Raw genomic sequence first — 22,481 nt, 5'->3', positions numbered from 1 at the left:
CTTTTATCGCGCTCGCGTCGGTTCAGCCGACAGCTATGGATATCGTCGTGTTCGGAGCCGGAAGTCTCGGAAGTCTCGTCGGTGGCGCACTCGCAACCCGTCCTGCGACCGCGGTCACGCTCGTCGCGCGCGACCCCCACGCCAGCGCCGTTCGCGAGACTGGACTCGAACTGCGTGGCGAACTCGAGGCGACGGTCGAGCCGGCCGTCACGACTGACGGACGGGGTCTCGAGGCCGAGCTGGCGATCGTGGCGGTCAAAGCCTTCGACACCGCTGCGGCTGCCGAGACACTCGCGACGGGCTCGTACGATACCGTACTCTCCCTGCAAAACGGCATGGGAAACGAGGAAACCCTCGCCGCGGCACTCGAGTGTCCGGTGCTCGCCGGCACCGCCTCCTACGGTGCGGTTCTGCGAGCGCCCGGCGTCGTCGAGTGTACCGGAATCGGCGAGATCGTTCTCGGAGCTCGGTCGGGTGGGTCCGTTGAGCGTGCGGATCGAATCGGCGACCTGTTCGCGTCGGCTGGCCTCGAGACGACCGTCGCCACCGATATGCCTCGCCGACTCTGGGAAAAGCTCGCGGTCAACGCGGGGATCAACGCCGTGACGGCGCTGACGGGAACCGAAAACGGCGCCGTCCTCGAGGCGCCGGCAAACGAGCTCGCGCGGACGGCAGCCCGCGAGACGGCGCGGGTCGCGCGGTCGTGTGACGTATCACTCGCCAATCGGGACGCTGTCGCGAGCATGGAGTCCGTCGCGACCGATACAGCCGCGAACACGTCCTCGATGCGCCAAGACGTTCTCACCGAGCGCCGCACCGAAATCGATGCGATCAACGGCTACGTGGTCGATCGGGCCGCCGAACAGCGACTCGAGGTACCGACGAACCGGATTCTCACGATGCTGGTGCGAACGTGGGAACGCGGGGCCGGCGTGCGCTGATCGCCGTCCAAATCTCTAGCGCCGCTGCTGATCGGCTGATAAACGAAAAATCGGGTTCGTATGCGTTAGAACGGAGCTTCGGGGCCTTCGTCCGCTTCACCGTCGTCGTCGACGGTTTCGCCGGGGAACGACGGGCTCATGCCGCCCATGTCGCTGCCGCCTTCGGCGCCGGTGTGGGCGTTGACCTTCTCGATTTCGGGAATCTCTTTGACCATTCGGCTCTTGATTGCCTGAATCGTCATCGGCGAGATCCCACAGCCACTGCAGGCACCACCGAGTGCGATACTGACCTCGCCCGTCTCACGGTCGAGATCCTGAATGGCCGCGCTGCCGCCGTGCATCTGGATCTGCGGGAAGTTTCGCCGCAGGAAGTTCGCGACGCGTTCCTCGAGGTCGTCCCCGTCGTTCTGGGTCTCGGTACTCATAGGCCACCCTTGGGTGTGCGCACCCCTAAACCTTCCGTCATCCCGAATCGCTCGCCGCTAGCCGGAGCGATCCAGGCCGGTTCAGGCGAACCCGAAGATCCGCTCGAGTTCGGTTTCGATCTCCTCGACGTGGCGCTCGAGGACCTGTTCGAACCGCTCTTCCTCGACGAGCACGCCGGAGAGGCGCCCGTACGGATCGTCGGGAAGTTCAATGCGGAACTGGCCGTCACCTTCGTAGAACGGTTCGCTTTCGTTCAAGACCTGCTGGTCGATTGCGTGGACGAGCTCGGAGTCGTACTGCTCGTTCATGCGATTGAACGCGTTCTTGTAGGCCTGCTGGAGTTCGGGAAAGTAGTTGGCGTACTTGTCTTCGAATTTCTCGGGATCGAAATCGGCCATACTCGAGTGGATGGTGAGCGACGACAAAAGTCGGACGATCGGTCGGTTGGACGGTCCGTTTCGTTGGTGATGACAGGCTAGTAACTCGGTATGGGGTACCTACATACTGACGATGCGTACGCAAGCGGAACCGACACTCCCCCACGTGCGTCAGGAAGCTACATGTCCCCAGATTATCTCCCCATTCCGCGCGAAGAGTTACCTCCTGGATGGGGGCCTGCTGACTGCTGTGACGGGACGTTCGCGTATCGTCACGGCCAGCCGCCCATCGAACTCGTTGCCGATCGGACGTCCGCCGATCAGACCCATCCCGGACTCGGGCTCAGCCACTGCTGGGAGCTTCGCTATCGCTACTTCTTCACCGACCGCACGGTCAGCGAATCGATCGGCCGCGTTTCAACTCGTCAGGCTGCCATCGAGGGCCTCCTCGAGTGTATGCACACTGTTCACGAGTCTGTCGACGAACCGACCGATCACGCGGAGGTCCGCGACGCCTTGGAAGGCATTCGGTTTTCGGACGTCATTCCGGACAATCTGTCACCAATGGGATGAATCGTTCACGTGCGGTCGACACGGTGGTCAATGACGTATTGATTCATCGACCCCATCCCGTGTCTCGAGCGTACAGTTCGGCGCAGTGCCGTTCTGGTTCCAGAGCAGTCTGTGCCGGCAAGTCGACGGGATCACCATCCCCATCGCTGGCTATTACTCATTGAGTAATACGGTGATAAACTCCATAATGCGATATTAAATCGTCACTATCCGTCGATGACGACCGGCGGAGTGCTTATACGCTCGTCAGCAGAATGGGTACTCACCCTTCGAGACGGTCCCTATGACAGCGCAGATTCCCTTTGCGATCGACTTTCACGTGCATTCGGATGACTCGTACGACGGTCACGAACCGATCGAGCTCATCTTAGAACATGCGGCCGATATCGGCCTCGACGGCGTCGTCATCACCGACCACGACGAAATCGGCGAGTCACTCCGTGCCGCCGAACTCGCACCGGAGTACGGACTGATCGGGATTCCCGGCGTCGAGGTGTCGACGCGACATGGCCACTTGCTTGCGATCGGTGTCGAACAGCGACCGGACCCTGGCCAGCCGTTCATGGACACCGTCGCCGCTGTCCGCGAACTGGGCGGGATCGCGGTTGTCCCACATCCGTTCCAGCGGAGCCGTCACGGCGTCCGCAAACGTCATATCGGAGATGCCGACGCCATCGAGACGTACAACTCGATGGTCTTTACTGGCTACCGAAATCGACGCGCCCGCACGTTCGCCCGCCGGCGCGACTATCCCGAAATTGGCGCGAGCGACGCCCACTACCTCCCGAACGTCGGCAAAGCCTACACCGAAATTCTCGTCGATCCCGACGGAGCAACCCCGACGAAAGCCGCCATCGACGGCGACAACCTCGTCGAAGCGATCCTCGAGGGCCGCACCCATATCCGAGGAAAACGCACGCCGATTCACAAAAGTACGATTCAGTACACCAAGGGAGCCGTTCGTAAGTCGGCGTATCTGCTCACTTCCCGTGCGCCGCTGGTGCCGACGATGCCGGCGTCGATGGACCGCTCAGGATAGCTGCTCGCCGACGATCGCGTCTGCCCGTTCGATGAACACATTTTCGTCTCCTTTCGGAACTGTCGCCCCGGCAGCCACGTCGTGACCGCCGCCATCGCCGCCGACGGCACGCGAGGCCTCGCCGACGACGACGGAGAGATCGAGGCCGTTTCGGACGAGACTGTGGGTGCCGCGAGCCGAGACCTTGACGTGCTCGTCGTCTTTGTCGGCGAAGGCGATGATCGGCTTCGAGCGACTGATCCCCTGATTTCCCATCGCCATCCCCGCGACGATACCGACGATCGTCTCACGGATACGGTCACCCGCGTGGAACCACTGGAGGTTGTCCTCGTGGGTGACGCCCTCTTGTGTGACCAGATCGATTCCTTCGGAGAGGTTACGCCGGTGATCGCGCAGGAGCTTTCGGGCCCGCTCGAGCGCCTCGCCTCGATCACCGAGACAGACGCCGAGACCGACGTCGGCACGTTCGTAGCGCGCGGTCGCGTTGAGCAGCGTCGAGAACTCGCTTGCATCCCGGAGTTCGGTGCCGACGGGTTCGTCGGGCAGGACGTAGGCCGTGCTGACGAGGCCGTCGATCTTCGTCGCCGGGACGCCACTCGAGACGGCCCGTTTGACGAGCGCGCTGGCGACGGTCTGCTTTTCGTCGTTCGTGAGCCCAGCCCACCGTCGCCACTCGCCGTCGCGTTTCAACTCGAGGTCGAGTCCGTCCAGAAAGCGCAACGCGCCGTTGGCGTCGTTGGAGATGCCGGGAATGTGGACGTCGGTGGCGTACTCGAGCAGTTTCGGCAGGGGCCGGGTCTGTTTGCCGTACAGCGCGAGGTCCTTGCCGGTCTCGACGACGCCGGCGTCGACGCCCTCGGCGACGATCTTCGCGTTCGCGCCGTGGAGTTCGCCGCCGGAGGCCTGCATGTCGCCGACGGCACCGACGACGGCCAGCGCAGCGAGATCGCGGTTGTCCGAGCGGGCAGCAGTGGTTGTTCCGCCATCGGTCGCGACCGGCTCGTCCGGCTGCTGGTCCGAGACCGCAGCGAGTGCGCGCGCGAGGACGTAACTCGCACCGGCGCCGGAGAGTTCGGACGCGCCGTTGATGCCGAACAGCAACGGGTTGAGGTGGTAGTCGGTGTCGACGCGGACCGACTCACCGTCCTCGTCTATCGTCGCCGGCTGGTGGTGGTCCGCGATCACCGGGGTGAACGCGTTGTCGGATTCGTATTCGCTGATGACGTCGAGTTGGCCGCTCCCGAAGTCGGTAAAGAGGACGGTGTCGTACTCGGTCGCCGCGATCGCGGCGATCGCGTCCTCGTCGAGTTGTTTCTCGAAAACCGTCTCGAAGGGAATCCGTGCCCGCTCGAGCGCCTGGGCGGCGATCGCGGCGCTGGTCAGTCCGTCGGCGTCGATGTGTGAGGCCAACAAGACACGGTCGGCCTCACGGAGCCGCCTTGCACAGCGCGTCGCACACTCCTCGAGTTCGGGAATCGGCCCAGCCATCGAGCTATCTTTGGGCCGGCTTCGCTCATAAACCTGCGGTCTGGCGCCGTCACACCACGAGCAGTTCTACCAACGATCTGCGAGCGAGCAACAGGACGATGTTGTTCGCCGCGAACGCGACGTAGAGGACGACGACGCCGACCACGAATCGGACGTCGAGCGGGTCCGAGAGTACGTGACCGATGCCCATCACGAGCGCGGCATAGCAGACGGCGGCGAGAACGACCCCCGGTAGCCCGAACAGGCCGTAGAAGAAGACGGTCACGGGATTGAGTTCGGTTGCGTATGGGACCAGAAAGAACAGCGTTGCAGCAACCGTGTCGATGCCCCAGAGGACGAAAAACGCGCGTCGGAGCCCGACCGACGCTGGTGGATCCAGTTTCTGTGAGAGCGACGTTGCGACTGCCATCGGTACAACCAGTGCTGTCGGCTCGAGCGAGCCTCAGCGCTCTCCTTGCCAGTGCTGGTTGTGTGATTATACACCATAGCGCGCACGGTCGGCGGTGGGTGTTATGTGGGAGGCGTTACGCGGGGGTCGTCCCGATGGCCTCGAGCGTCTCGCGTGCGAGCGCCTCGAAGGTGGCGTCCGCAGGAACGACATCGACGCCGATCCCCAGCGCGGCGGCGGTGTCGGCCGTCGGCTCGCCGATGACGCCGACCGTAACGTCCTCGAGTCCGGCGAGCGCCTCCTCGCGCACACCACGGTCGGCGGCGGCCTCGAGGAAGTGCTCGACGGTCAGCGACGAGGTGAAACAGGTGGCATCGAGCTCTCCATCGGCAGCCAGTTCGGCCGATTCGCCGCTGTCCGCGGGACGGACCAGCCGGTAGAGGATCGTCTCGTGGATGTACGCACCCGCCTCCTCGAGGCCCTCGAGCAAGACCGCGCTGCCGTGGTCGCTGCGGGCGACCTCGATGCGTGCGCCGTCGACGTCGGCTTCGAGGGTCGCAACGAGGCCACTCGAGGTGTACTCCTCGGGGACGATATCGACGGTGTAGCCCTCCTCGCGGAGCGCATCGGCGGTCGCAGGGCCGATCGCACAGATGGTGGCATCCCCGGGATCCCAGCCGGCTGCGGAGACGAGTTCCGCGCCGGTTTTGCTCGTGAGGATCACGTAGTCGGCGTCGGTCCGTGGCGTCGCGTCGGTCGCCTCGACGGCCAACATCGGGTCGGCGACTGGGGACGCGCCCGCATCCTCGAGCAGGGCGACGGCGTCGGTGAGGCGGTCGTCGTCCGGGCGAAAGACGGCAACGGTGGGTGTGTCACTCATGACGTTCGTACTAGGTATCCTCGCTCGTATCGCCGTAGTCGTTCCGAAGGAACTCGACGACCGACTCGCGGGTGCCGGCGACGTCGCCGATCACGGTCACGGCCGGCGGCGAGATGTCTTCGGCGTCGCGGACGTCGACGATGGTCTCGAGCGTGCCCGTCGCGACCCGTTGGCCCGGCCACGTGCCGCGTTCGATCAGTGCGACCGGCGTCTCGGGGGCCATCCCGGCCTCGAGCAGCGCCGTCGTGTAGTCTGGCAGCCGACCGACGCCCATCAGGACGACGATGGTGCCGCCGGTGGCGGCCAGCGCATCCCAGTCGACGCTCGACTCGTCTTTGGTCGGGTCCTCGTGGCCGGTGACGAACGAGACTGAAGAGGCGTGATCGCGGTGAGTAACCGGAATGCCGGCGACCGCGGGCGCGGCGATGGCCGACGTGACGGCGGGGACGACCTCGAACGGGACGTCGTGGGCAGCCAGATACTCGGCTTCCTCGCCGCCGCGGCCGAAGACGAACGAGTCGCCGCCTTTGAGCCGGACGACCGACTTCCCCTCGCGGGCGAGTTCGACGAGTCGCTCGTTGATCTCTGACTGGGGCGTGCGCTCGCCGCCGGCGCGCTTGCCGACGTCCTCGCGACGGTCCTCGGGGAGGCGCTCGATGATATTCGGCCCGGGGAGTTTGTCGTGGAGGACGACGTCGGCCGCCTCGAGCAGCCGCGTTGCTTTAACAGTGAGCAGGTCGGGGTCGCCGGGACCGCTCCCGACGAGGTAGACGGTGCCGGGTTCGGGGTCGCTCCCGTCACCGGCGTCCGTCGCTGGCATCTACTTCCCCTCCGGTGCGTCCTCGTCGTCGTCGCTCTCATCACGAGCCTGGTCGATCAGTTCCGCCGCGCCGCGGTCCGCCAGATCCCGGGCGAACTCGCGGGCCGCTTCGGCGTGGTTCTCGACGGGCAGGTCCCGACTGCCGGTCACGGACTCCTCGCCATCTTGATCGAAGACGTTCACGGTCGCGTGGACGTACTCGCCCTGCAGAATCGCGTAGATGCCGACCGGTGCGATACAGCCGCCGCCCAGTTCCGCGAGGATGGTTCGCTCGACCGTCGTCTCGACGCGGCTGCGCGGGTGATCGATTACGGACTGGATCTCGCGGGCCGTCTCGCCGTCGGTCGCCGTGACCGCGAGCGCGCCCTGTCCCGGTGCGGGGACGAACGTCGACGTCGGGAGTTCCTGATAGTCGACGTAGTGGTCGAGGCCGCTGCGCTCGAGGCCGGCCTGTGCGAGCACGATGGCGTCGTACTCGACGTCGACCTCGCGGCCGAGCGCCTGCTTTTCGAGTTCCGAGAGCCCGTCGAACCAGTCGTCGACGTTCTGGTCGAACTCGGGCTCGAAGTCGTCGTTACCGGTGTTACCCTTACGCTCTTTGTCCGCCTCCGATCGCTTCTGGTGCTCCGCTTGCAGCGCGGGCGCGAGCAACTTCTCGAGACGCGTATCCACGTTCCCCCGCAGTGGCTCGACCTCGAGGTCGGGACGCTGTGCGAGCAGTTGCGCGCGCCGACGCAGACTCGAGGTGCCGACGGTCGCGCCCTCGGGCAGGTCCTCGAGCGTCGTGCCGTCGGGCGTGATGAGCAGGTCACCCGGCGGCCCGCGCTCGGGCACCGCCGCGGTCACCAGCTCTTCAGGTTGTTCGGTCGGCATATCCTTCATCGAGTGGATCGCTCCGTCGAGGTCGCCCTCGAGGACGCGTTCGTCGAGTTCGCGGACGAACGCTCCCGTTTTCCCCAATCGGTGAATCAATTCGTCTCTAATCTGATCGCCCGTGGTGTCGACGGTGACGAGTTCGACCTCGTAGCGTCGGTCCTCGAGTGCCTCCTGTACCAGCGAGGCCTGCCGCCGGGCGAGTGTCGACCCCCGTGTCGCCAATCGCAACGATCCGCGTGTTCTCATAGCCATGAGTCTGCGCTTGGGGTATGAAAAGCGCACGCTTATCGGACGCCGGTTGCGGTCTACACGAGAACATATTCGACCGGGAGTTTATGTCTATCTCGTCGGTACGTTCGAGCGGATGAGCGAAACTCTCTACGAACGACTCGGCGGACAGGATGCAATCGAAGCAGTCGTCGACGAATTCTACGACCGCGTCGTCACAGACGATCAGGTCTCCCACTACTTCGACGACGTCGATATGCAGCGCCAGCGTGCCCACCAGACCCAGTTCATCAGCGCCGTCGCGGGTGGTCCCGTCGACTACACCGGCGCTGACATGGAGGCTGCACACGACGATCTCGGCATCACGAAACCGGATTTCGACGCGATTGCAACCCATCTCGAGGCGGCGCTCGAGGAGTTTGATGTCGACGCCGACGACCGCGAGGCGGTTCTGTCCGCCGTCGGTGAGTACGAGGACGCGATCGTGACGGCAACGGCCTGATCGACGGCGAGCCGGTCCGTGTCTCGAGTCCGTCCGCGTCGTCGCGCCGGACCCGAGGTCTTTTGATCCCATCCCCGGTAGCACAACCCAATGACTGCAGTCACGCTCGGTCCCGAAGGAACGTACTCACACCGGGCCGCGACGGCGATCGCCGACGCTGACGAGATCGATTTCCGTCAGTCGGTCACGTCGATCGTCGACGCCGTCGCCCGCGGCGAGTACGACCGCGGCGTCATCCCGATCGAAAACAGCATCGAAGGCAGCGTCACGGAGAGCCTCGATGCGCTCGCGGAGTACGACGTCGCCGTCGTCCGCGAGATCGTCACCCCGATCAGACACGCCTTGCTCGCTCAGGGGTCGGAGTTCGACACCATCGCCAGCCACTCACAGGCGCTGGCCCAGTGTCGCTCCTATCTCGACCGCGAGTACCCCAACGCCACGCTCGAGGCCGTCGCGAGTACCGCCCAGGGCGTCGAGTTCGCCCGCGACGACCCGTCGATCGCCGGTATCGGACACCCCGACAACGGCGGCGACGGCCTCGAGGTGCTGGCCGAGGACATTCAGGATCAGGACTCGAACGCGACTCGATTCTTCGCGCTCGCACCCGCCGAGGAGCGCTCGAAAGGCGGCGGCAAGTCCACGCTCGTCGTCTACCCGAACGCGAACTACCCGGGACTGTTGCTCGAACTGCTCGAGCCCTTCGCGGACCGTGAGATCAACCTCACGCGCGTCGAATCCCGGCCCAGCGGGCAGCGGTTGGGCGACTACGTCTTCCACATCGACATCGAGGCTGGCCTCTACGAAGCACGGACGAAAGAAGCGATTCAGGATCTCGAAGAGTTGGCCGAGAACGGCTGGGTCCGACGGCTCGGCTCGTACGACACCGAACACGTCGTCGATTGACATCCTCCCCGCCCTGAAGGGCGAGGATTCCCGCGTTGGGATATTGTGGTTTACGACGTGACCTGTTCTTGCGGTGCGAACGCACCAGTTTCCTTGTCAAACAGGAACGTTGATGGCTGTGCCAACCAGCCGTTACTCCTATCACCGCCATCCGTGGCGAGACTCGGAGATACTTTCTGTCGAATGTTCTCAGCACCGTTCACGTCCGCGTTCGCCACCGTACCACACTCGTCGCAGACGTACAACCCGCGTTCAACACGATTCCCGTCACGCTTGCGACCACAACACGAACACGACTTCGACGTGTCACGCTCAGATACTTGCTCAACCGTGATTCCCTCCATCTCGGCCTTGTATTCAAGCATCGAGGTGAAACGATCGAACGCCCACGAGTGCAAGTCAAGGTTGCCGTGCTTGCCCCAGTTCTTCGACTCGCCGTTCTCCTCGTCCTCACGGATACCGGAGAGGTCGCCCACCACAATCGTTCCAACTCCCTCGTCCACACACTGTTGAACGATGTGTTTCGAGAGGGTATGGAAGTAGTGAGTGCGGCGAGCGGACTTCTTCTGGTTCAACCGAGTGGCTTGCTCGGAACCAGAGTCATCACAGCGAGCGATACGCTTGCTGAAGTAGTAGTCGTCCTGCTTCAGGCAGTTCAGCGGGTACAGTTCGGCGTGACCGTCTTCATAGGCGAGTGCGGCGAAGTTGTTGATGCCAAGGTCAACACCCACTGTCTTCTCACCCGGTGCTTCGGACACTTCGACCTCGACTTTACACACGAAGTGCAGTTCCCATTCATCCCCTGTCCAAACGGCCCTGACTTGTTGAACGCCCTCCACGGTGGAGAGGTCAACGTCGGGACGAGTTTGGTATTCGCAGAGGATGAAGTCCGACCAGTACTCCTTGAGGTTCGACCCTTTTGAGAGTCGAACGCGGTTGTACTGGGTGTCGAGTTTGAAACCAGCGGCTTTGAATGTGACTGTGGAACGTGGGTGTTTGTCGCCGTGTTTGCGGTAGCCGGGCGGGTTCGCGTTCGTATCTCCGTTGCGTCGTTTGCCGTACCAGCCGTTGAACGCTTCAGCGAGTTCTTGAAGAACGCGCTGTGCTCAATGAGCGAAGCTCATTGGCATCACGAGACGGCTTCGCCGTCTCGAACGAACTTGACTGAGAATGCAGGTCATCGTAGCGTTCGTGGCTCTTGAGGTACGCGGTGAGTTCGTCGTGTTCGGGGATGTAGCCGATTTCATCCCAGACACGACTGATTGTCCACCGTCCGACGTTCCAGAGTTTCGATGCTGAGAACCCGAGCGAATCGAGGTCGTCTTGCACCTGTGACTGGTTCCTGATGGAAGCAGTGTAGGTGCGGGTGACGACCTGTTTCGCCATACGTAACCTATGTAGAAAGACCTACATGAAGGTATGGATTGCGCAGCGTGGAATATCCAGCCGTGCCATCGAACTGTAGGATGTGAAGGGGTGTGTCGGATTCATCCCCGCCCTGAAGGGCGGGGCTTTCTCCTTGACTCTCCGTAACGGCGGCTCACCTCGGCCATCGAAATCTGTTTTAGACCACGCACGGTAGTCGGTCACATGACGCTCGACGCCGGCGACGACGCGCCCACCGTGACCGCACCGACTCAGGACGGCGATACCCTTACCCTCGAGTTCGACGAGCCGACCGTCCTCTACTTTTACCCGCGAGACGACACGCCCGGCTGTACGATCGAGGCGAACCAGTTCCAGCGCGAGCGCGAGACCTACCACGATGCCGGTGTCGATGTCTACGGCGTCTCGACTGACGACGTCGATTCCCACGAAGCGTTCTGCGAACAGGAGGGCCTCGAGTTCGACCTGCTAGCCGATCCTGACGCCGAGATCGCCGACGCCTTCGATGTCGACCTTCGGGACGGGAAGACCGCGCGGACGACCTTTGTCCTCGCCGACGGCGAGGTACAAGCCGTCTACGAAAACGTCGATCCGGACGGCCACGCGCGGGACGTGTTGCTCGACGCGCTCGAAGACGGCCTCGTCTCGCTTCCCGAGTAGCGCTCCGGTCGATGCGGAACCGCACGCAGCCGCCTTCTGACCTCGGGTCCCGGGCAGAATTTATCCCACTCGAGGGCGTATCGTCGCGTATGCGAGGAAACCCGTTCGAGGAGATCGAGGAGATGCTCGACCGCGTCAGCCGACAGGTCGAGGAAGGAATGACCGGCGGCGGGTTGCAGGTTCCCGGCTCCGTCCCGGTCAACGTCGTCGACACCGACGAGGAGTACGTCGTCACGGCCGATCTGCCGGGCTACGAAACCGACGACATCGAGCTGACGCTCTCGGAGGGGACCCTTCGCCTCGACGCCGACCGCGGAGAGGACTTCACACACGAGGGCGACCGCTATCTCCGGCGCGAGCGGACCCGAACGTCGGTGAGTCGCCGCATTCGGCTCCCGGAACCGGTTGACGAGGAGTCGGTGACGGCGGGTCACGAAAACGGCGTGTTGACGGTTCGGCTCCCGAAAGTCGGCGGTGACGCCGAGTCGAAAGCGATCGACATCGAGTAGCACGGAATCGACAGCGACTGTGCGGCGATCGTTCGCCGTGGTCGACTATCGACGGTCGAAACACCTACTGGTGCAGGTGCCGCTCGATCGCGGTCGCTGCATCCCTGAACGCCGCGATATCCATACTGTCGGTCGTCAGGAGCACGCCGACGTCACCGACGAGCTTTCTGACGACGAACCCGTTGTCGTGGACGCGGATGGTAAACGAGTACGGGCCGAGTTCGATGCTGCCGTCGGACCCCGAGAGCGCGCTGCGGACGGGCGCTTCCACGAACCCGACGGACTCGAGGTCGACCAGCGGTGATTTGGCGCGGCGAGCGTCCGCGTGCGACTCGTAGATGTCCTGTCTGACGTAGAGGACGTCGAACGTCGTCGGCGTGAAGTAGATGACGCTGCGAAGCTCGTCGCCGAGTCCGGTTCGAGCGATACTGACGAGTTCGTCGGCCAGTGCGGTCGAGATGTCGGTGGTGAATCGATCCTGACTCATCGCACCGTATAGGTCGCCACAGTGTTCAAACATTTCGGCTACACAGGCCCCGAAACGACGATATATCCGGATTTTCGTGCTGTTCGAAGCACGCTCAAGTCGTGTGCATCGACGGATCACCAGCAGGTGTGCGAATGGCGGTGGTTCGCCGCCGTCCCGACCCGTATTACGGTCTCGAGGCAGCGGTAGTCGCCTCGCAGTCATTATAAGGAGCGAGTTCGCACGTCTATACAGCAATGAGTGACGCGGGATACGACCATGCAGCGGTCGAACGACGCTGGCAGGAGGCGTGGGACGACGAAGACGCCTATCGGACGCCCGACGACGTCGACGATCCGACGTACGTGCTCGGAATGTACCCGTACCCGTCGGGCAAACTCCACATGGGCCACGTCCGAAACTACACGATCACGGACGCCTACGCCCGCTACCGACGGATGACCGGTGACGAGGTTCTCCACCCGATGGGGTGGGACGCGTTCGGCCTCCCCGCCGAAAACGCGGCCAAAGAGCGCGACACCAACCCGCGCGACTGGACGTTCGACTGCATCGACACGATGCGCGACCAGATGGAGGCGATGGGCTTTGGCTACGACTGGGAGCGCGAAATCGCGACCTGTACGCCGGAGTACTACCAGTGGAACCAGTGGCTCTTCTCTCGGTTCCACGACGAAGGGCTCGTCGAGCGCCGGGACGCCGAGGTCAACTGGTGTCCCGAGTGTGAGACCGTGCTGGCCGACGAACAGGTTGAAGGCGAAGCTGAACTCTGCTGGCGCTGTGGCACCCCCGTCGAGCAGCGCGAACTCGAGCAGTGGTTCTTGAAGATCACCGAGTACGCAGACGAGTTGCTCGAGTCGATCGACGACTTAGAGGGGTGGCCGAACTCGGTGCGCCAGATGCAGCGCAACTGGATCGGGCGCCAGTACGGGACGGAACTGGATTTCGAAGTCGAAGGATATGGCCCCGTCGAGGCCTTCACGACCCGCGTCGACACGATCTTCGGGGCGACGTTCTTCGCGCTCGCGCCCGACCACCCGATCAGCGAGGAACTCGCCGAAGAGGACGATGCCGTTCACGAGTTCATCGAGCACGAGGCAGATCCCGAAGGCGACGAACCCAACGGTGTCGAGACGGGCCTGACCGCGACGAACCCGGTCACGGGCGAGGAGATCCCGGTCTACGTCGCCGACTTCGTCCTCTCGGACGTCGGGACGGGCGCGCTGATGGCCGTTCCCGGTCACGACGAACGTGACCACGCCTTCGCCGAGAAGATGGGCGTCGACATCGAGCCCGTTATCGCCCCCGAACCTGACGACTGGGACGGCGAGACGATTCCCGATGCGCCCGACGTCAGCGAGGAGGCGTTCACCGACGACGGCGTGCTCGTCAACTCCGGCGAGTACAGCGGTCTCAACAGCGAGACGGCCCGTGAGAACCTGACGGAGGATATCGACAGTGCCGAGGAGGCAACCCAGTATCAGCTTCGTGACTGGGGAATCTCCCGCCAGCGCTACTGGGGGACGCCGATCCCGGTCATCCACTGCGACGACTGCGGCCCCGTGATGGTGCCCGACGAGGACCTGCCGGTCGAGTTACCCGAGTTCATCAACACCACCGGCAACCCGCTCGACGCCGCCGACGAGTGGAAGGAAACGACGTGTCCGGACTGTGGCGGCGAGGCGACCCGCGAGACCGACACGATGGATACCTTCGTCGACTCCTCGTGGTACTTCCTGCGGTACGTCTCGCCGGACCTCGAAGACGCTCCCTTCGACTTGGAGCGGGCCAACGACTGGATGCCCGTCGACCAGTACGTCGGCGGCATCGAACACGCCGTGATGCACCTGCTGTACTCGCGTTTCTTCACCAAGGTCATCGCCGACCACGAAGGGCTCGAGCACCGCGAGCCGTTTACGAGCCTGCTCGCACAGGGGATGGTCCAACTCGAGGGCGAGAAGATGTCCAAATCGAAGGGCAACGTCGTCTCACCCCAGCGGATCGTCGAGGAGTACGGCGCGGACACGGCGCGGCTGTTCATGATGCAAGCCGCCCAACCCGAGCGCGACTTCGACTGGAGCGAGGAGGGCGTCCGATCGACCTACGCCTTCCTCACGCGGCTACAGGAGATGGTCGACGCGTACGTTGACGACGAACCCGATGGCGACGACGACGCGATCGCCAGCTACGTCGACGCGGAGATCGACGCGACGATCGCGATCGCCACCGACGAGTACGACGACCTGACGTTCAACCGGGCGCTGCGCGAGACGCAGGATCTGGTGCGAACGCTGCGTCAGTATGCCGATTACACCGAGCCCCACGCCGACACCTACGAGCGCGGGCTGTCGGCCGTCGTTCGTCTGCTCGCGCCCGTCGCTCCGCACCTGGCCGAAGAACTCCACGAAACGCTCGGCAACGACGGCTTCGTCGCCGACGCCGAGTGGCCAACTGCCGACGTCGACTACGACTACGTCGCGAAACGCCGCCAACTGGTCGAGAACACGCGCGAGGACGTCCGCCAGATCATCGACGTGGCCGGCATCGACGATCCGCAGGCAATCGACGTCGTCATCGCCCCCGAGTGGAAGTACGATGCCTTGGAGATCGCAATCGAGAGCGACGCTCCCAACCTGATCGGCGAACTCATGGGCGAGTCACACATCCGCGAGCAGGGCGACGCCGCCGCCAGCTACGGGCAGGATCTGCAGGCCGAACGCGAAGCGCTGTCGATGACGCTCGAGCCCAACGACGAACACGACGCCCTCGAGGCCGCCGCATGGCTGATCGAACGCGAGTTTGACGCGCCGGTGTCGGTCGTTCGCGCTGACGCCGTCGACGACAGCGTCCTCAAAAACGCCGAACCCGGTCGGCCAGCGATCGAGATCGACGACTAAGATACGCTGTGGTCACGAGTACCAGCGGTCCGGTCCGCTGGTCGACTGCTGTGCTTTCGACTGTTCGGAGCGTGCTGACGAAACTACCACCGGTTCTGACAGGCGACTGTCCGATTTATATCGCTGTCCGTCGTGTCGTCTGATACGGCCACGTGGCTGGCGCTCGAGGATGACTGATCAGCACACCAGACAGACGCGGCGACGGACACGAACGCGCACGCGTACGGACCCGTTTCGATGGACGTTCGGCGACGGATCGTCGCCCACGGCACCTCACGTCGCGTCGATGACGTGGCGTGACGGCCTGTTCGTCAACTGGCCGGTCGATCCCGACGCGCTTCGATCGCACGTGCCCGACGAGTTGACGCTCGAGACGCGAAACGGCGACGCCTGGATGAGCGTGCTCCCGTTCGTGCTCACGGACGTCGGCATCCGTGGAACGCCGCCGGCCCTCCGGACGGCGGTCGCCGAACTCAACGTCCGGACGTACGTCCGCTATCGCGGCGATCCCGGCTTGTTCTTTTTCAGTATCGACGTCGGGAGTCCGCTGATCGCCGCCGCAGTCGGTCGAGCGACCCGGTTGCCGGTCTATCACGCCCACATGCGGGTCAGCACCGACGGCGAGACCGTCTCGTTCTCGAGTACGCGCGGACAGACTGGGACTGGCGCTCGGCCACGCTTTCACGTCGATCGAACGCCCGCGCGGTTTTCGGCGACGTATCGCCCCGATGGTGCCGTGTTCAGGCCGGAGTCGGGGACGCTCGCCCACTGGCTCACCGAGCGACGGCGCTTCTACGCCGCCGAACGCAGGGGTGTCCTGACCGGGGAAATCGCACACGATCGCTGGCCGTTGCAGCCCGCCGACGTCACGATCCACGACAATTCCATGCTCGAGGCGAACGAGCTCCCGGAACCGACGGCTGACCCGGTCGCCTACTACTGCGGTGAACTCTCGATGACGGGATCGGTTCCCCGACGGCTGCGCGATGCGTAATCGTCCTGTCTGAATATCGAGCTGTTCGAATACGATACTCGTCGTACCCTCCGCGAGTACCGTTCTCGTGGCTCATGGTGGTTCGCTCGAACTCGTTTTCACGTTGATGCTTCGTGGCCGACATCGCTACATTTGTTAACTACGATGTGAGAGAACATCATGAAGTTTTATCCATGACAGCTACACCGACCGGAGAGACAGCCGACGAACGGAACTCGTTCGTCTACGTCGTCGCGGCCCTCGCCGCGCTCAACGGGTTACTGTTCGGGTTCGATACCGGCGTGATCTCCGGTGCGATGCTCTACGTTCGTGAGACGTTCGAACTGGCGACGGTTCTGGGCTATTCGTTGAATCCCTCGTACGTCGAGGGGATCATCGTCAGCGGGGCGATGATCGGCGCGATCATCGGAGCTGCCCTCGGCGGGCGTTTGGCTGATCGACTCGGCCGCCGCCGCCTCATCTTGATCGGCGCAGTCGTCTTCTTCGTCGGCTCGCTCATCATGGCGATCGCCCCGACCGTCGAAGTGCTGATCGTCGGACGGATCGTCGACGGAATCGGCGTCGGGTTCGCCTCCGTCGTCGGCCCGCTGTATATCTCCGAGATCTCGCCGCCGAAGATCCGCGGCTCGCTGGTGTCGCTCAATCAGCTCACGATCACCAGCGGGATCCTGATCGCCTATCTCGTCAACTACGCGTTCTCGAGCGGCGGCGAGTGGCGCTGGATGCTCGGGCTGGGCATGATTCCGGCAGCCGTCCTGTTCGTCGGGATGGTGTTCATGCCGGAGAGTCCGCGCTGGCTCTACGAGCAGGGTCGCGAGTCGGACGCTCGAGCGGTGCTCTCCCGGACCCGAACCGAGAGCCGGGTCGACGAGGAACTGCGTGAGATCAAAACTACGATCAAAACCGAGTCCGGCACGCTTCGCGACCTGCTCGAGCCGTGGGTTCGGCCGATGCTGGTCGTCGGCGTCGGGCTGGCGGTCTTCCAGCAGGTCACGGGCATCAACACGGTCATGTACTACGCGCCGACGATCCTCGAGTCGACCGGCTTCGAGGATACGGCGTCGATCCTCGCGACCGTCGGAATTGGCGCGGTCAACGTCGCGATGACCGTCGTCGCGGTCCTGTTGATAGACCGTACCGGCCGTCGGCCGCTGTTGTTGACGGGGCTGGCCGGGATGACCGGCATGCTCGCCATCCTCGGGGCTGCGTTCTACCTTCCCGGCCTCTCGGGAATCGTCGGCTGGCTCGCGACCGGGAGCCTGATGCTGTACGTCGGGTTCTTCGCGATCGGGCTCGGCCCGGTGTTCTGGCTGATGATCTCCGAAATCTATCCGATGGAAGTTCGCGGGACCGCGATGGGCGTCGTCACGGTCATCAACTGGGCCGGCAACCTGATCGTCTCGCTGACGTTCCTGCGACTCGTCGACGTCTTCGGGCAGTCCGGGACGTTCTGGCTGTACGGCGCGCTCTCGCTGCTGGCGCTCGTCTTCTGTTACCAGCTCGTTCCAGAAACGAAAGGTCGGTCGCTCGAGGAGATCGAAGCCGACCTGCGTGAGACGGCGTTTGGACGCGAAACCGATCAGCCGTCCGTGGCGGACGCGGACGACTGATACGGTCTGCTGTAATTGTTTATCGGCGCATCCGCAACCCGTCTGCGGATGCGCCGGAAACGACTTACAGTAGTCCGTATGACCCGGCTTCGCGCTCGTTTTTTGACCGGTGTTCGGTGTGGATCGCGACAGCGCGCCTACCGCTCGGTGTCGATCAGGCCGAAGTCGTAGCCAGCGCCGTCGGCGCGGGCGTTCTCGTAGACGACGTGGGCCGCGGCGACGTCCTGAATCGCCAGCCCCGTCGAGTCGAAGACGGTGACGCCCGTCTCGTCGGTTCGGCCGGCTTTCGCGCCGACGACGAGTTCTCCGATCTCGCCGTGGATGTCGTCGTCGGTCAGCACGCCCTCGTGGTAGGGGACGTTGATCTCGCCGGAGTGAGTACACTGTTCGTGGTCGTCGATGACGATCCGCGCCGCCTGCAACAGTTTGTCGGCGAGTTCGTGTTTGCCTTCCGCGTCGGCACCGATGGCGTTGACGTGGGTGTGGTTGCCGACGTCCTCGAGGCCGACGATGGGGTCCTCGACCGGGGTGACCGTCGAGAGCACGTCACAGTGGCCAGCTTCCGAAATCGAGCCGGCGCGAACGTCGAACTCGTCGCCGAACGCGTCGATGAATCGCTCGATGCGGTCCTCATCGAGATCGGAGACGACGACCTCCTCGATCGGGCGGACTTCGCTGATGGCCTCGAGTTGGGTGTACGACTGGACGCCGGCTCCGACGATGCCGAGCGTCGTGGCGTCCTCGACGGCCAGATAGTCGGTCGCGACGGCCGCTGCCGCACCGGTGCGTTTCATCGTGAGCATCGTCCCGTCCAGGATCGCCAGCGGGAACGCGGTTTCGGGATCGGAGTAGATCATCGTTCCCAGCACGGTCGGCAGGTCGTACTCGGCGGGGTTGTCCGGGTGGACGTTCACCCACTTCAGCCCGGCTGCGTCCCACTCGTCGGTCGCTAAATACGCCGGCATCGACCGGAAGTCGCCGTTGTACTGCGGCAGATCGATGTAGGATTTTGCAGGCATCTGCGTGTCGCCGCGTTCGAAGGCCCCGAATGCCTGTTCGACAGCATCGATGACGTCCGCGAGGGCGGCGTACTCGTCGACGTCGCCGCTATCCAGTAGAAGCGTGTTCATGCTGGCGAATATTGCGGGCGCCTACTTAAGTCGTGCTAACTGCCGAGAGTGCCGTTCTCGAGTGGTGTACGTGGGATCGTATTCGAAACGGCAGAACGTCCGTCGACGACAGCCGTCGAGAAGCAGAAGCTGTGAAACGGGCCGACGGAGGTGCTTTCGGATCGGTTCTCCCGAGTGAGGGTATGGTGGCGTCGCCGTGGCTTACATCATGCCGCCCATGCCGCCGCCCATACCGCCCATGCCGCCCATGCCACCGCCGCCCGGTGGCATCTCTTCGTCATCGTCGTCGTCGGCGACGGCGAGGTCGCCAGCAGCGATGACGTCGTCGATACGGAGCAGCATGACTGCGGCTTCCGTGGCGGATTCGATGGCCTGGGTCTTCACGCGAAGCGGCTCGTAGACGCCTTCCTCGGCCATATCGATCGTGTCGCCGGTGTAGGCGTCGAGGCCGGATGCGGTCTCACCAGCGTCGTGGTCGGCGCGCAGCTCGACCAGCGAGTCGATGGGGTCGAGTCCTGCGTTCTCTGCGAGGGTGCGTGGGATGACTTCGAGGGCGTCCGCGAAGGCCTCGACGGCGAGTTGTTCGCGGCCACCGACGGAGTCGGCGTAGTCACGCAGGGCGAGCGAGAGCTCGACTTCGGGTGCGCCGCCGCCGGCGACGACCTTGCCGTCCTCGAGGGTCGTGCGGACGACGCCCAGCGAGTCTTCGATGGCACGGTCGACTTCGTCGATGACGTGCTCGGTGCCACCGCGGAGGATGAGGGTGACGGCCTTTGCGTCCTCGACGTCCTCGACGAAGATGCGCTGGTCGCCGGCGATCTCCTTCTGGGCGACGCTGCCGGCGAAGCCGAGGTCGTCCTCGGTGAGGTCGTCGACGCTCGAGACGGGCGTTGCGCCGGTTGCGCGGGCGAGCTGGCCCTGATCGCTGGATTTGACGCGGCGGACGGCGATGATTCCCTCCTGTGCGAGGTAGTGCTGGGCCATGTCGTCGATGCCGCCGTCGACGAAGACGACGTCAGCGCCGACGTCGGCGACCTGCTCGGCCATCTCGCGCAGCTGAGCCTCTTCCTGCTCCAAGAACTGCTCGAGCTGGTCGGGGTCGGTGACGTTGACCTCGGCGTCGATCTCGGTCTCTTTGATCTCGAGGGCACCGTCGATGATCGCGACGTTCGCGTCCTCGGCGAAGTACGGCATGCTGTCGGAGACGCGCTCTTTGTCGACGATGACGCCTTCGACGAGCTCGGAGTTCTCGATCGAGCCGCCGACGACCTTCTCGACTTTGATGTTGTCCGTGTCGATGTCGTCGTCGTCCGCGACGGACTGGACGGCGTCGACGACCAGCTGGGCGAGCAGGTCGCGGGCGCTCTCTGCGCCCTTGCCGGTCATCGCCGTGGCGGCGATCTGCTCTAAGATCTCGTCGTCGTCGGGCTCGACGTCGATCGCGACTTCCTCGAGGGCTTCGGTAGCTTCCTCGGCGGCCTGGCGATATCCCTGTGCGAGCGTGGTCGCGTGGATGTCCTGCTCGAGCAGGTCTTCGGCCTGACTGAGGAGTTCGCCGGAGATGACGACGGCGCTGGTAGTGCCGTCACCGACTTCGTCTTCCTGGGTCTCGGCGACTTCGACGATCATGTCCGCTGCCGGGTGATCGATCTCCATCTCCGAGAGTAGGGTGACGCCGTCGTTCGTGACGATGACGTTGCCCGTCGAGTCGACGAGCATCTTGTCCATCCCCTTCGGACCGAGTGTGGTCCGTACGGATTCGGCAACGGCCTTGCCGGCCTGTACGTTCATCGACTGCGCGTCTTTGCCGGACGTCCGCTGGCTGTCCTCCGAGAGAACGATAAGGGGCTGGTTGCCCATCTGTTGTGCCATAGTCAGCCGAAGGATTGATTGTGATTCTATATAAATCTTTCGAGAATTGTTGAGTCGAATCACTGTACGAGGGTGCAGTCGGGGTGTTCTACCCTTGGAAACGTACTGGTATTTATATCCTTTTCGGCGTGTCCGGTGCTGCAAATCGACGAGAACGGACCGATCTAGAGGGTGTTCCGGTCGACTCTCCCCGGTTCGGCTCACGTGGCCTCGAGTCGCTTGGCAGCGATGATCGCCGCTGCGCCGACGACGGCGGCCAGCCCGGCGCTCACGAACGCAGGGGTGTACGTTCCGAGCACGTCGTATCCGACGCCGGCGAGAAACGGCGCGGTGAGCCCGGAGAGAGCAAAGGCACCCGAAACCAGTCCAAACACCGCGTTCAGGTTCTCCCGGCCGAACAGATCGCTGGTCAGCGGTGCGAGCAACGCGCCGTTCCCGCCGTAGGCGAGACCGAACACGAGCGCGAACCCGAGGAGTGCGGTCGTCGTCTCGAGTGCCGGCAGGGCGAGCGTCGAGACGCCCATCACTGTCGAGCAGCCGGCGAAGACGCGAACGCGGCCGACGTAGTCCGACGCGTAGCCGATTCCCACCCGACCGATCGCGTTCGCGCCGCCGATAAGCGCGAGCGCGGTCGCGCCGGCGGTCCGGGAGAGCCCGATATCGGAGGCGTGGACGACGAGGTGGACGAAGACGATGTACATCGTCGTGTAGATCAGTATCCAGCCGACGAAGACCAGCCCGAACGACGGCGACCGTGCCACGGCGCAAATCTCGCCGAACTGGGCTCGGAGCGACGGCTGTGTACGGGTGCTTCGCTGCCCGCCGTTCGGCGTTGCCTCACCTCCTCGAGACCTGGGGAACTCCCCGGCTGGAACCGGCTCCGCGGTGGGCTCGTCCCTGATCAGCAGCGTCGCGACGAGCAAGAGGACGGCGACGACGCCGGCCAACACGAGAAACGACGAGCGCCAGCCGACGCGATCGATGAGCGCGGTCGCCGCCGGTGCGACGACGAGCATACCGGCGCCGAGGCCGGCAGAGGCGACGCCGCCGGCGAATCCTGCCCGCCGATCGAACCAGCGCGGCACCGTCGCGTACGCCACGACGTAGACGATACTCATACCGAACCCGGTGACGACGCCGTAGGCGAGGACGACTGTGAGCCACGACGTCGCCACGCTGGTCCAGAGCAAGCCGAGACAGAGCACGACCGTTCCGACGGCGAGCATTCGACGGGTTCCGAGTCGATCGACGAACACGCCGACGAGGACCGCGCCGACGTAGAGCAGCAGGGTCTGGACGCCGAACGCGATCGTGGTCACGCCTCGAGAGCGGGCGAAGTCCGTCGCCATCCGCTCGAGGAAGACGCCGAAGGAGTACGAAAGCCCGAAAATGACGAACGAGCCCAGAAAACACGCGAGGACGACGATCCAGCCGTAGTAGGGGCGATTCATTGAGATAGCGATCGATATCGTGAGTCGAACACCGTGAATCGAGCGAA

Annotated in this window: 21 protein-coding genes and 1 pseudogene; 10 read left to right on the top strand and 12 right to left on the bottom strand. The window is 64.0% G+C overall.

Going from position 1 to position 22,481, the window contains the following annotated elements; translation table 11 throughout:
- The first annotated feature begins 35 nt into the window (after window positions 1–35).
- Window positions 36–941, top strand: coding sequence for a ketopantoate reductase family protein (locus tag GCU68_RS05885; protein WP_152939800.1), 906 nt, complete (start codon window positions 36–38; stop codon window positions 939–941).
- A 65-nt stretch (window positions 942–1,006) separates the two neighbouring features.
- Here GCU68_RS05885 and GCU68_RS05880 read toward each other — a convergent pair whose 3' ends face one another.
- Window positions 1,007–1,366 carry a NifU family protein gene (locus GCU68_RS05880; RefSeq protein WP_152939799.1) on the bottom strand — a complete coding sequence of 120 codons (360 nt, stop codon included), beginning with the start codon at window positions 1,364–1,366 and terminating at the stop codon, window positions 1,007–1,009.
- Between the two features lie 81 nt (window positions 1,367–1,447).
- Window positions 1,448–1,765 carry a DUF5783 family protein gene (locus GCU68_RS05875; protein ID WP_152939797.1) on the bottom strand — a complete coding sequence of 106 codons (318 nt, stop codon included), beginning with the start codon at window positions 1,763–1,765 and terminating at the stop codon, window positions 1,448–1,450.
- 162 nt (window positions 1,766–1,927) lie between these two features.
- Here GCU68_RS05875 and GCU68_RS05870 point away from each other — a divergent pair, with 162 nt between their 5' ends.
- Both GCU68_RS05870 and GCU68_RS05865 read left to right on the top strand, forming a co-directional pair.
- Entirely contained in the window at window positions 1,928–2,317 is a 390-nt protein-coding gene (locus tag GCU68_RS05870) for a hypothetical protein (protein WP_152939796.1), read from the top strand.
- A gap of 283 nt (window positions 2,318–2,600) precedes the next feature.
- Window positions 2,601–3,356: a PHP-associated domain-containing protein gene (locus GCU68_RS05865; protein ID WP_152939794.1), complete on the top strand. Its 756-nt coding sequence runs from the start codon at window positions 2,601–2,603 to the stop codon at window positions 3,354–3,356.
- Here GCU68_RS05865 and GCU68_RS05860 read toward each other — a convergent pair.
- The 5 genes from GCU68_RS05860 to hemC all read right to left on the bottom strand — a co-directional run bounded on the left by GCU68_RS05860 (window position 3,348) and on the right by hemC (window position 8,054).
- Window positions 3,348–4,844, bottom strand: coding sequence for a single-stranded-DNA-specific exonuclease RecJ (locus tag GCU68_RS05860; RefSeq protein WP_152939792.1), 1,497 nt, complete (start codon window positions 4,842–4,844; stop codon window positions 3,348–3,350). The two genes, GCU68_RS05865 and GCU68_RS05860, sit on opposite strands and share 9 nt — an antisense overlap.
- 49 nt (window positions 4,845–4,893) lie before the next feature.
- Window positions 4,894–5,253, bottom strand: a complete 360-nt coding sequence (locus tag GCU68_RS05855; protein WP_152939790.1) for a hypothetical protein — start codon at window positions 5,251–5,253, stop codon at window positions 4,894–4,896.
- 115 nt (window positions 5,254–5,368) lie between these two features.
- Complete coding sequence (locus tag GCU68_RS05850; RefSeq protein WP_152939788.1) at window positions 5,369–6,112, bottom strand: uroporphyrinogen-III synthase; 744 nt, start codon at window positions 6,110–6,112, stop codon at window positions 5,369–5,371.
- Window positions 6,113–6,122: 10 nt separating this feature from the next.
- Window positions 6,123–6,932, bottom strand: coding sequence for a uroporphyrinogen-III C-methyltransferase (gene cobA, locus GCU68_RS05845; RefSeq protein WP_152939787.1), 810 nt, complete (start codon window positions 6,930–6,932; stop codon window positions 6,123–6,125).
- On the bottom strand, window positions 6,933–8,054 hold the full coding sequence (hemC, locus tag GCU68_RS05840; protein WP_152939785.1) for a hydroxymethylbilane synthase: 1,122 nt from the start codon (window positions 8,052–8,054) through the stop codon (window positions 6,933–6,935).
- A gap of 118 nt (window positions 8,055–8,172) precedes the next feature.
- Here hemC and GCU68_RS05835 point away from each other — a divergent pair, with 118 nt between their 5' ends.
- Both GCU68_RS05835 and pheA read left to right on the top strand, forming a co-directional pair.
- Window positions 8,173–8,538 carry a group I truncated hemoglobin gene (locus GCU68_RS05835; RefSeq protein WP_152939783.1) on the top strand — a complete coding sequence of 122 codons (366 nt, stop codon included), beginning with the start codon at window positions 8,173–8,175 and terminating at the stop codon, window positions 8,536–8,538.
- 90 nt (window positions 8,539–8,628) lie between these two features.
- Window positions 8,629–9,441, top strand: coding sequence for a prephenate dehydratase (pheA, locus tag GCU68_RS05830; protein WP_152939782.1), 813 nt, complete (start codon window positions 8,629–8,631; stop codon window positions 9,439–9,441).
- Between the two features lie 50 nt (window positions 9,442–9,491).
- Here the strand turns inward: pheA and GCU68_RS05825 are convergent.
- Window positions 9,492–10,827 (bottom strand): annotated as a pseudogene (locus GCU68_RS05825) (RNA-guided endonuclease InsQ/TnpB family protein).
- Window positions 10,828–11,031: 204 nt separating this feature from the next.
- On the opposite strand from GCU68_RS05825, the gene GCU68_RS05820 reads away from it, so the two are divergent.
- Both GCU68_RS05820 and GCU68_RS05815 read left to right on the top strand, forming a co-directional pair.
- On the top strand, window positions 11,032–11,487 hold the full coding sequence (locus GCU68_RS05820) for a peroxiredoxin (RefSeq protein WP_152939780.1): 456 nt from the start codon (window positions 11,032–11,034) through the stop codon (window positions 11,485–11,487).
- Window positions 11,488–11,576: 89 nt separating this feature from the next.
- On the top strand, window positions 11,577–11,996 hold the full coding sequence (locus tag GCU68_RS05815) for an Hsp20/alpha crystallin family protein (RefSeq protein ID WP_152939779.1): 420 nt from the start codon (window positions 11,577–11,579) through the stop codon (window positions 11,994–11,996).
- 64 nt (window positions 11,997–12,060) lie between these two features.
- Here the strand turns inward: GCU68_RS05815 and GCU68_RS05810 are convergent, their stop codons facing one another.
- A complete protein-coding gene (locus tag GCU68_RS05810; RefSeq protein WP_152939777.1) occupies window positions 12,061–12,483 on the bottom strand; it encodes a DUF7522 family protein in 423 nt (140 codons plus the stop codon).
- Between the two features lie 236 nt (window positions 12,484–12,719).
- Here GCU68_RS05810 and leuS point away from each other — a divergent pair, with 236 nt between their 5' ends.
- The 3 genes from leuS to GCU68_RS05795 all read left to right on the top strand — a co-directional run bounded on the left by leuS (window position 12,720) and on the right by GCU68_RS05795 (window position 17,981).
- Entirely contained in the window at window positions 12,720–15,377 is a 2,658-nt protein-coding gene (leuS, locus tag GCU68_RS05805; protein WP_152939776.1) for a leucine--tRNA ligase, read from the top strand.
- Between the two features lie 169 nt (window positions 15,378–15,546).
- A complete protein-coding gene (locus GCU68_RS05800) occupies window positions 15,547–16,371 on the top strand; it encodes a YqjF family protein (RefSeq protein ID WP_152939774.1) in 825 nt (274 codons plus the stop codon).
- A 173-nt stretch (window positions 16,372–16,544) separates the two neighbouring features.
- On the top strand, window positions 16,545–17,981 hold the full coding sequence (locus GCU68_RS05795; protein ID WP_152939772.1) for a sugar porter family MFS transporter: 1,437 nt from the start codon (window positions 16,545–16,547) through the stop codon (window positions 17,979–17,981).
- A gap of 137 nt (window positions 17,982–18,118) precedes the next feature.
- On the opposite strand, the gene GCU68_RS05790 is transcribed toward GCU68_RS05795, so the two are convergent.
- The 3 genes from GCU68_RS05790 to GCU68_RS05780 all read right to left on the bottom strand — a co-directional run bounded on the left by GCU68_RS05790 (window position 18,119) and on the right by GCU68_RS05780 (window position 22,434).
- Window positions 18,119–19,111: an ornithine cyclodeaminase family protein gene (locus GCU68_RS05790; protein WP_152939770.1), complete on the bottom strand. Its 993-nt coding sequence runs from the start codon at window positions 19,109–19,111 to the stop codon at window positions 18,119–18,121.
- A 201-nt stretch (window positions 19,112–19,312) separates the two neighbouring features.
- Window positions 19,313–20,971, bottom strand: coding sequence for a thermosome subunit alpha (gene thsA, locus GCU68_RS05785; RefSeq protein WP_152943615.1), 1,659 nt, complete (start codon window positions 20,969–20,971; stop codon window positions 19,313–19,315).
- Between the two features lie 212 nt (window positions 20,972–21,183).
- A complete protein-coding gene (locus GCU68_RS05780) occupies window positions 21,184–22,434 on the bottom strand; it encodes an MFS transporter (RefSeq protein ID WP_193565073.1) in 1,251 nt (416 codons plus the stop codon).
- Window positions 22,435–22,481: the final 47 nt, after the last annotated feature.

Source organism: Natronorubrum aibiense, assembly GCF_009392895.1.
Lineage (GTDB): Archaea > Halobacteriota > Halobacteria > Halobacteriales > Natrialbaceae > Natronorubrum > Natronorubrum aibiense.
The sequence above is the reverse complement of the archived record's forward strand: the minus strand, read 5'-3'. Positions and strand labels throughout refer to the sequence as shown.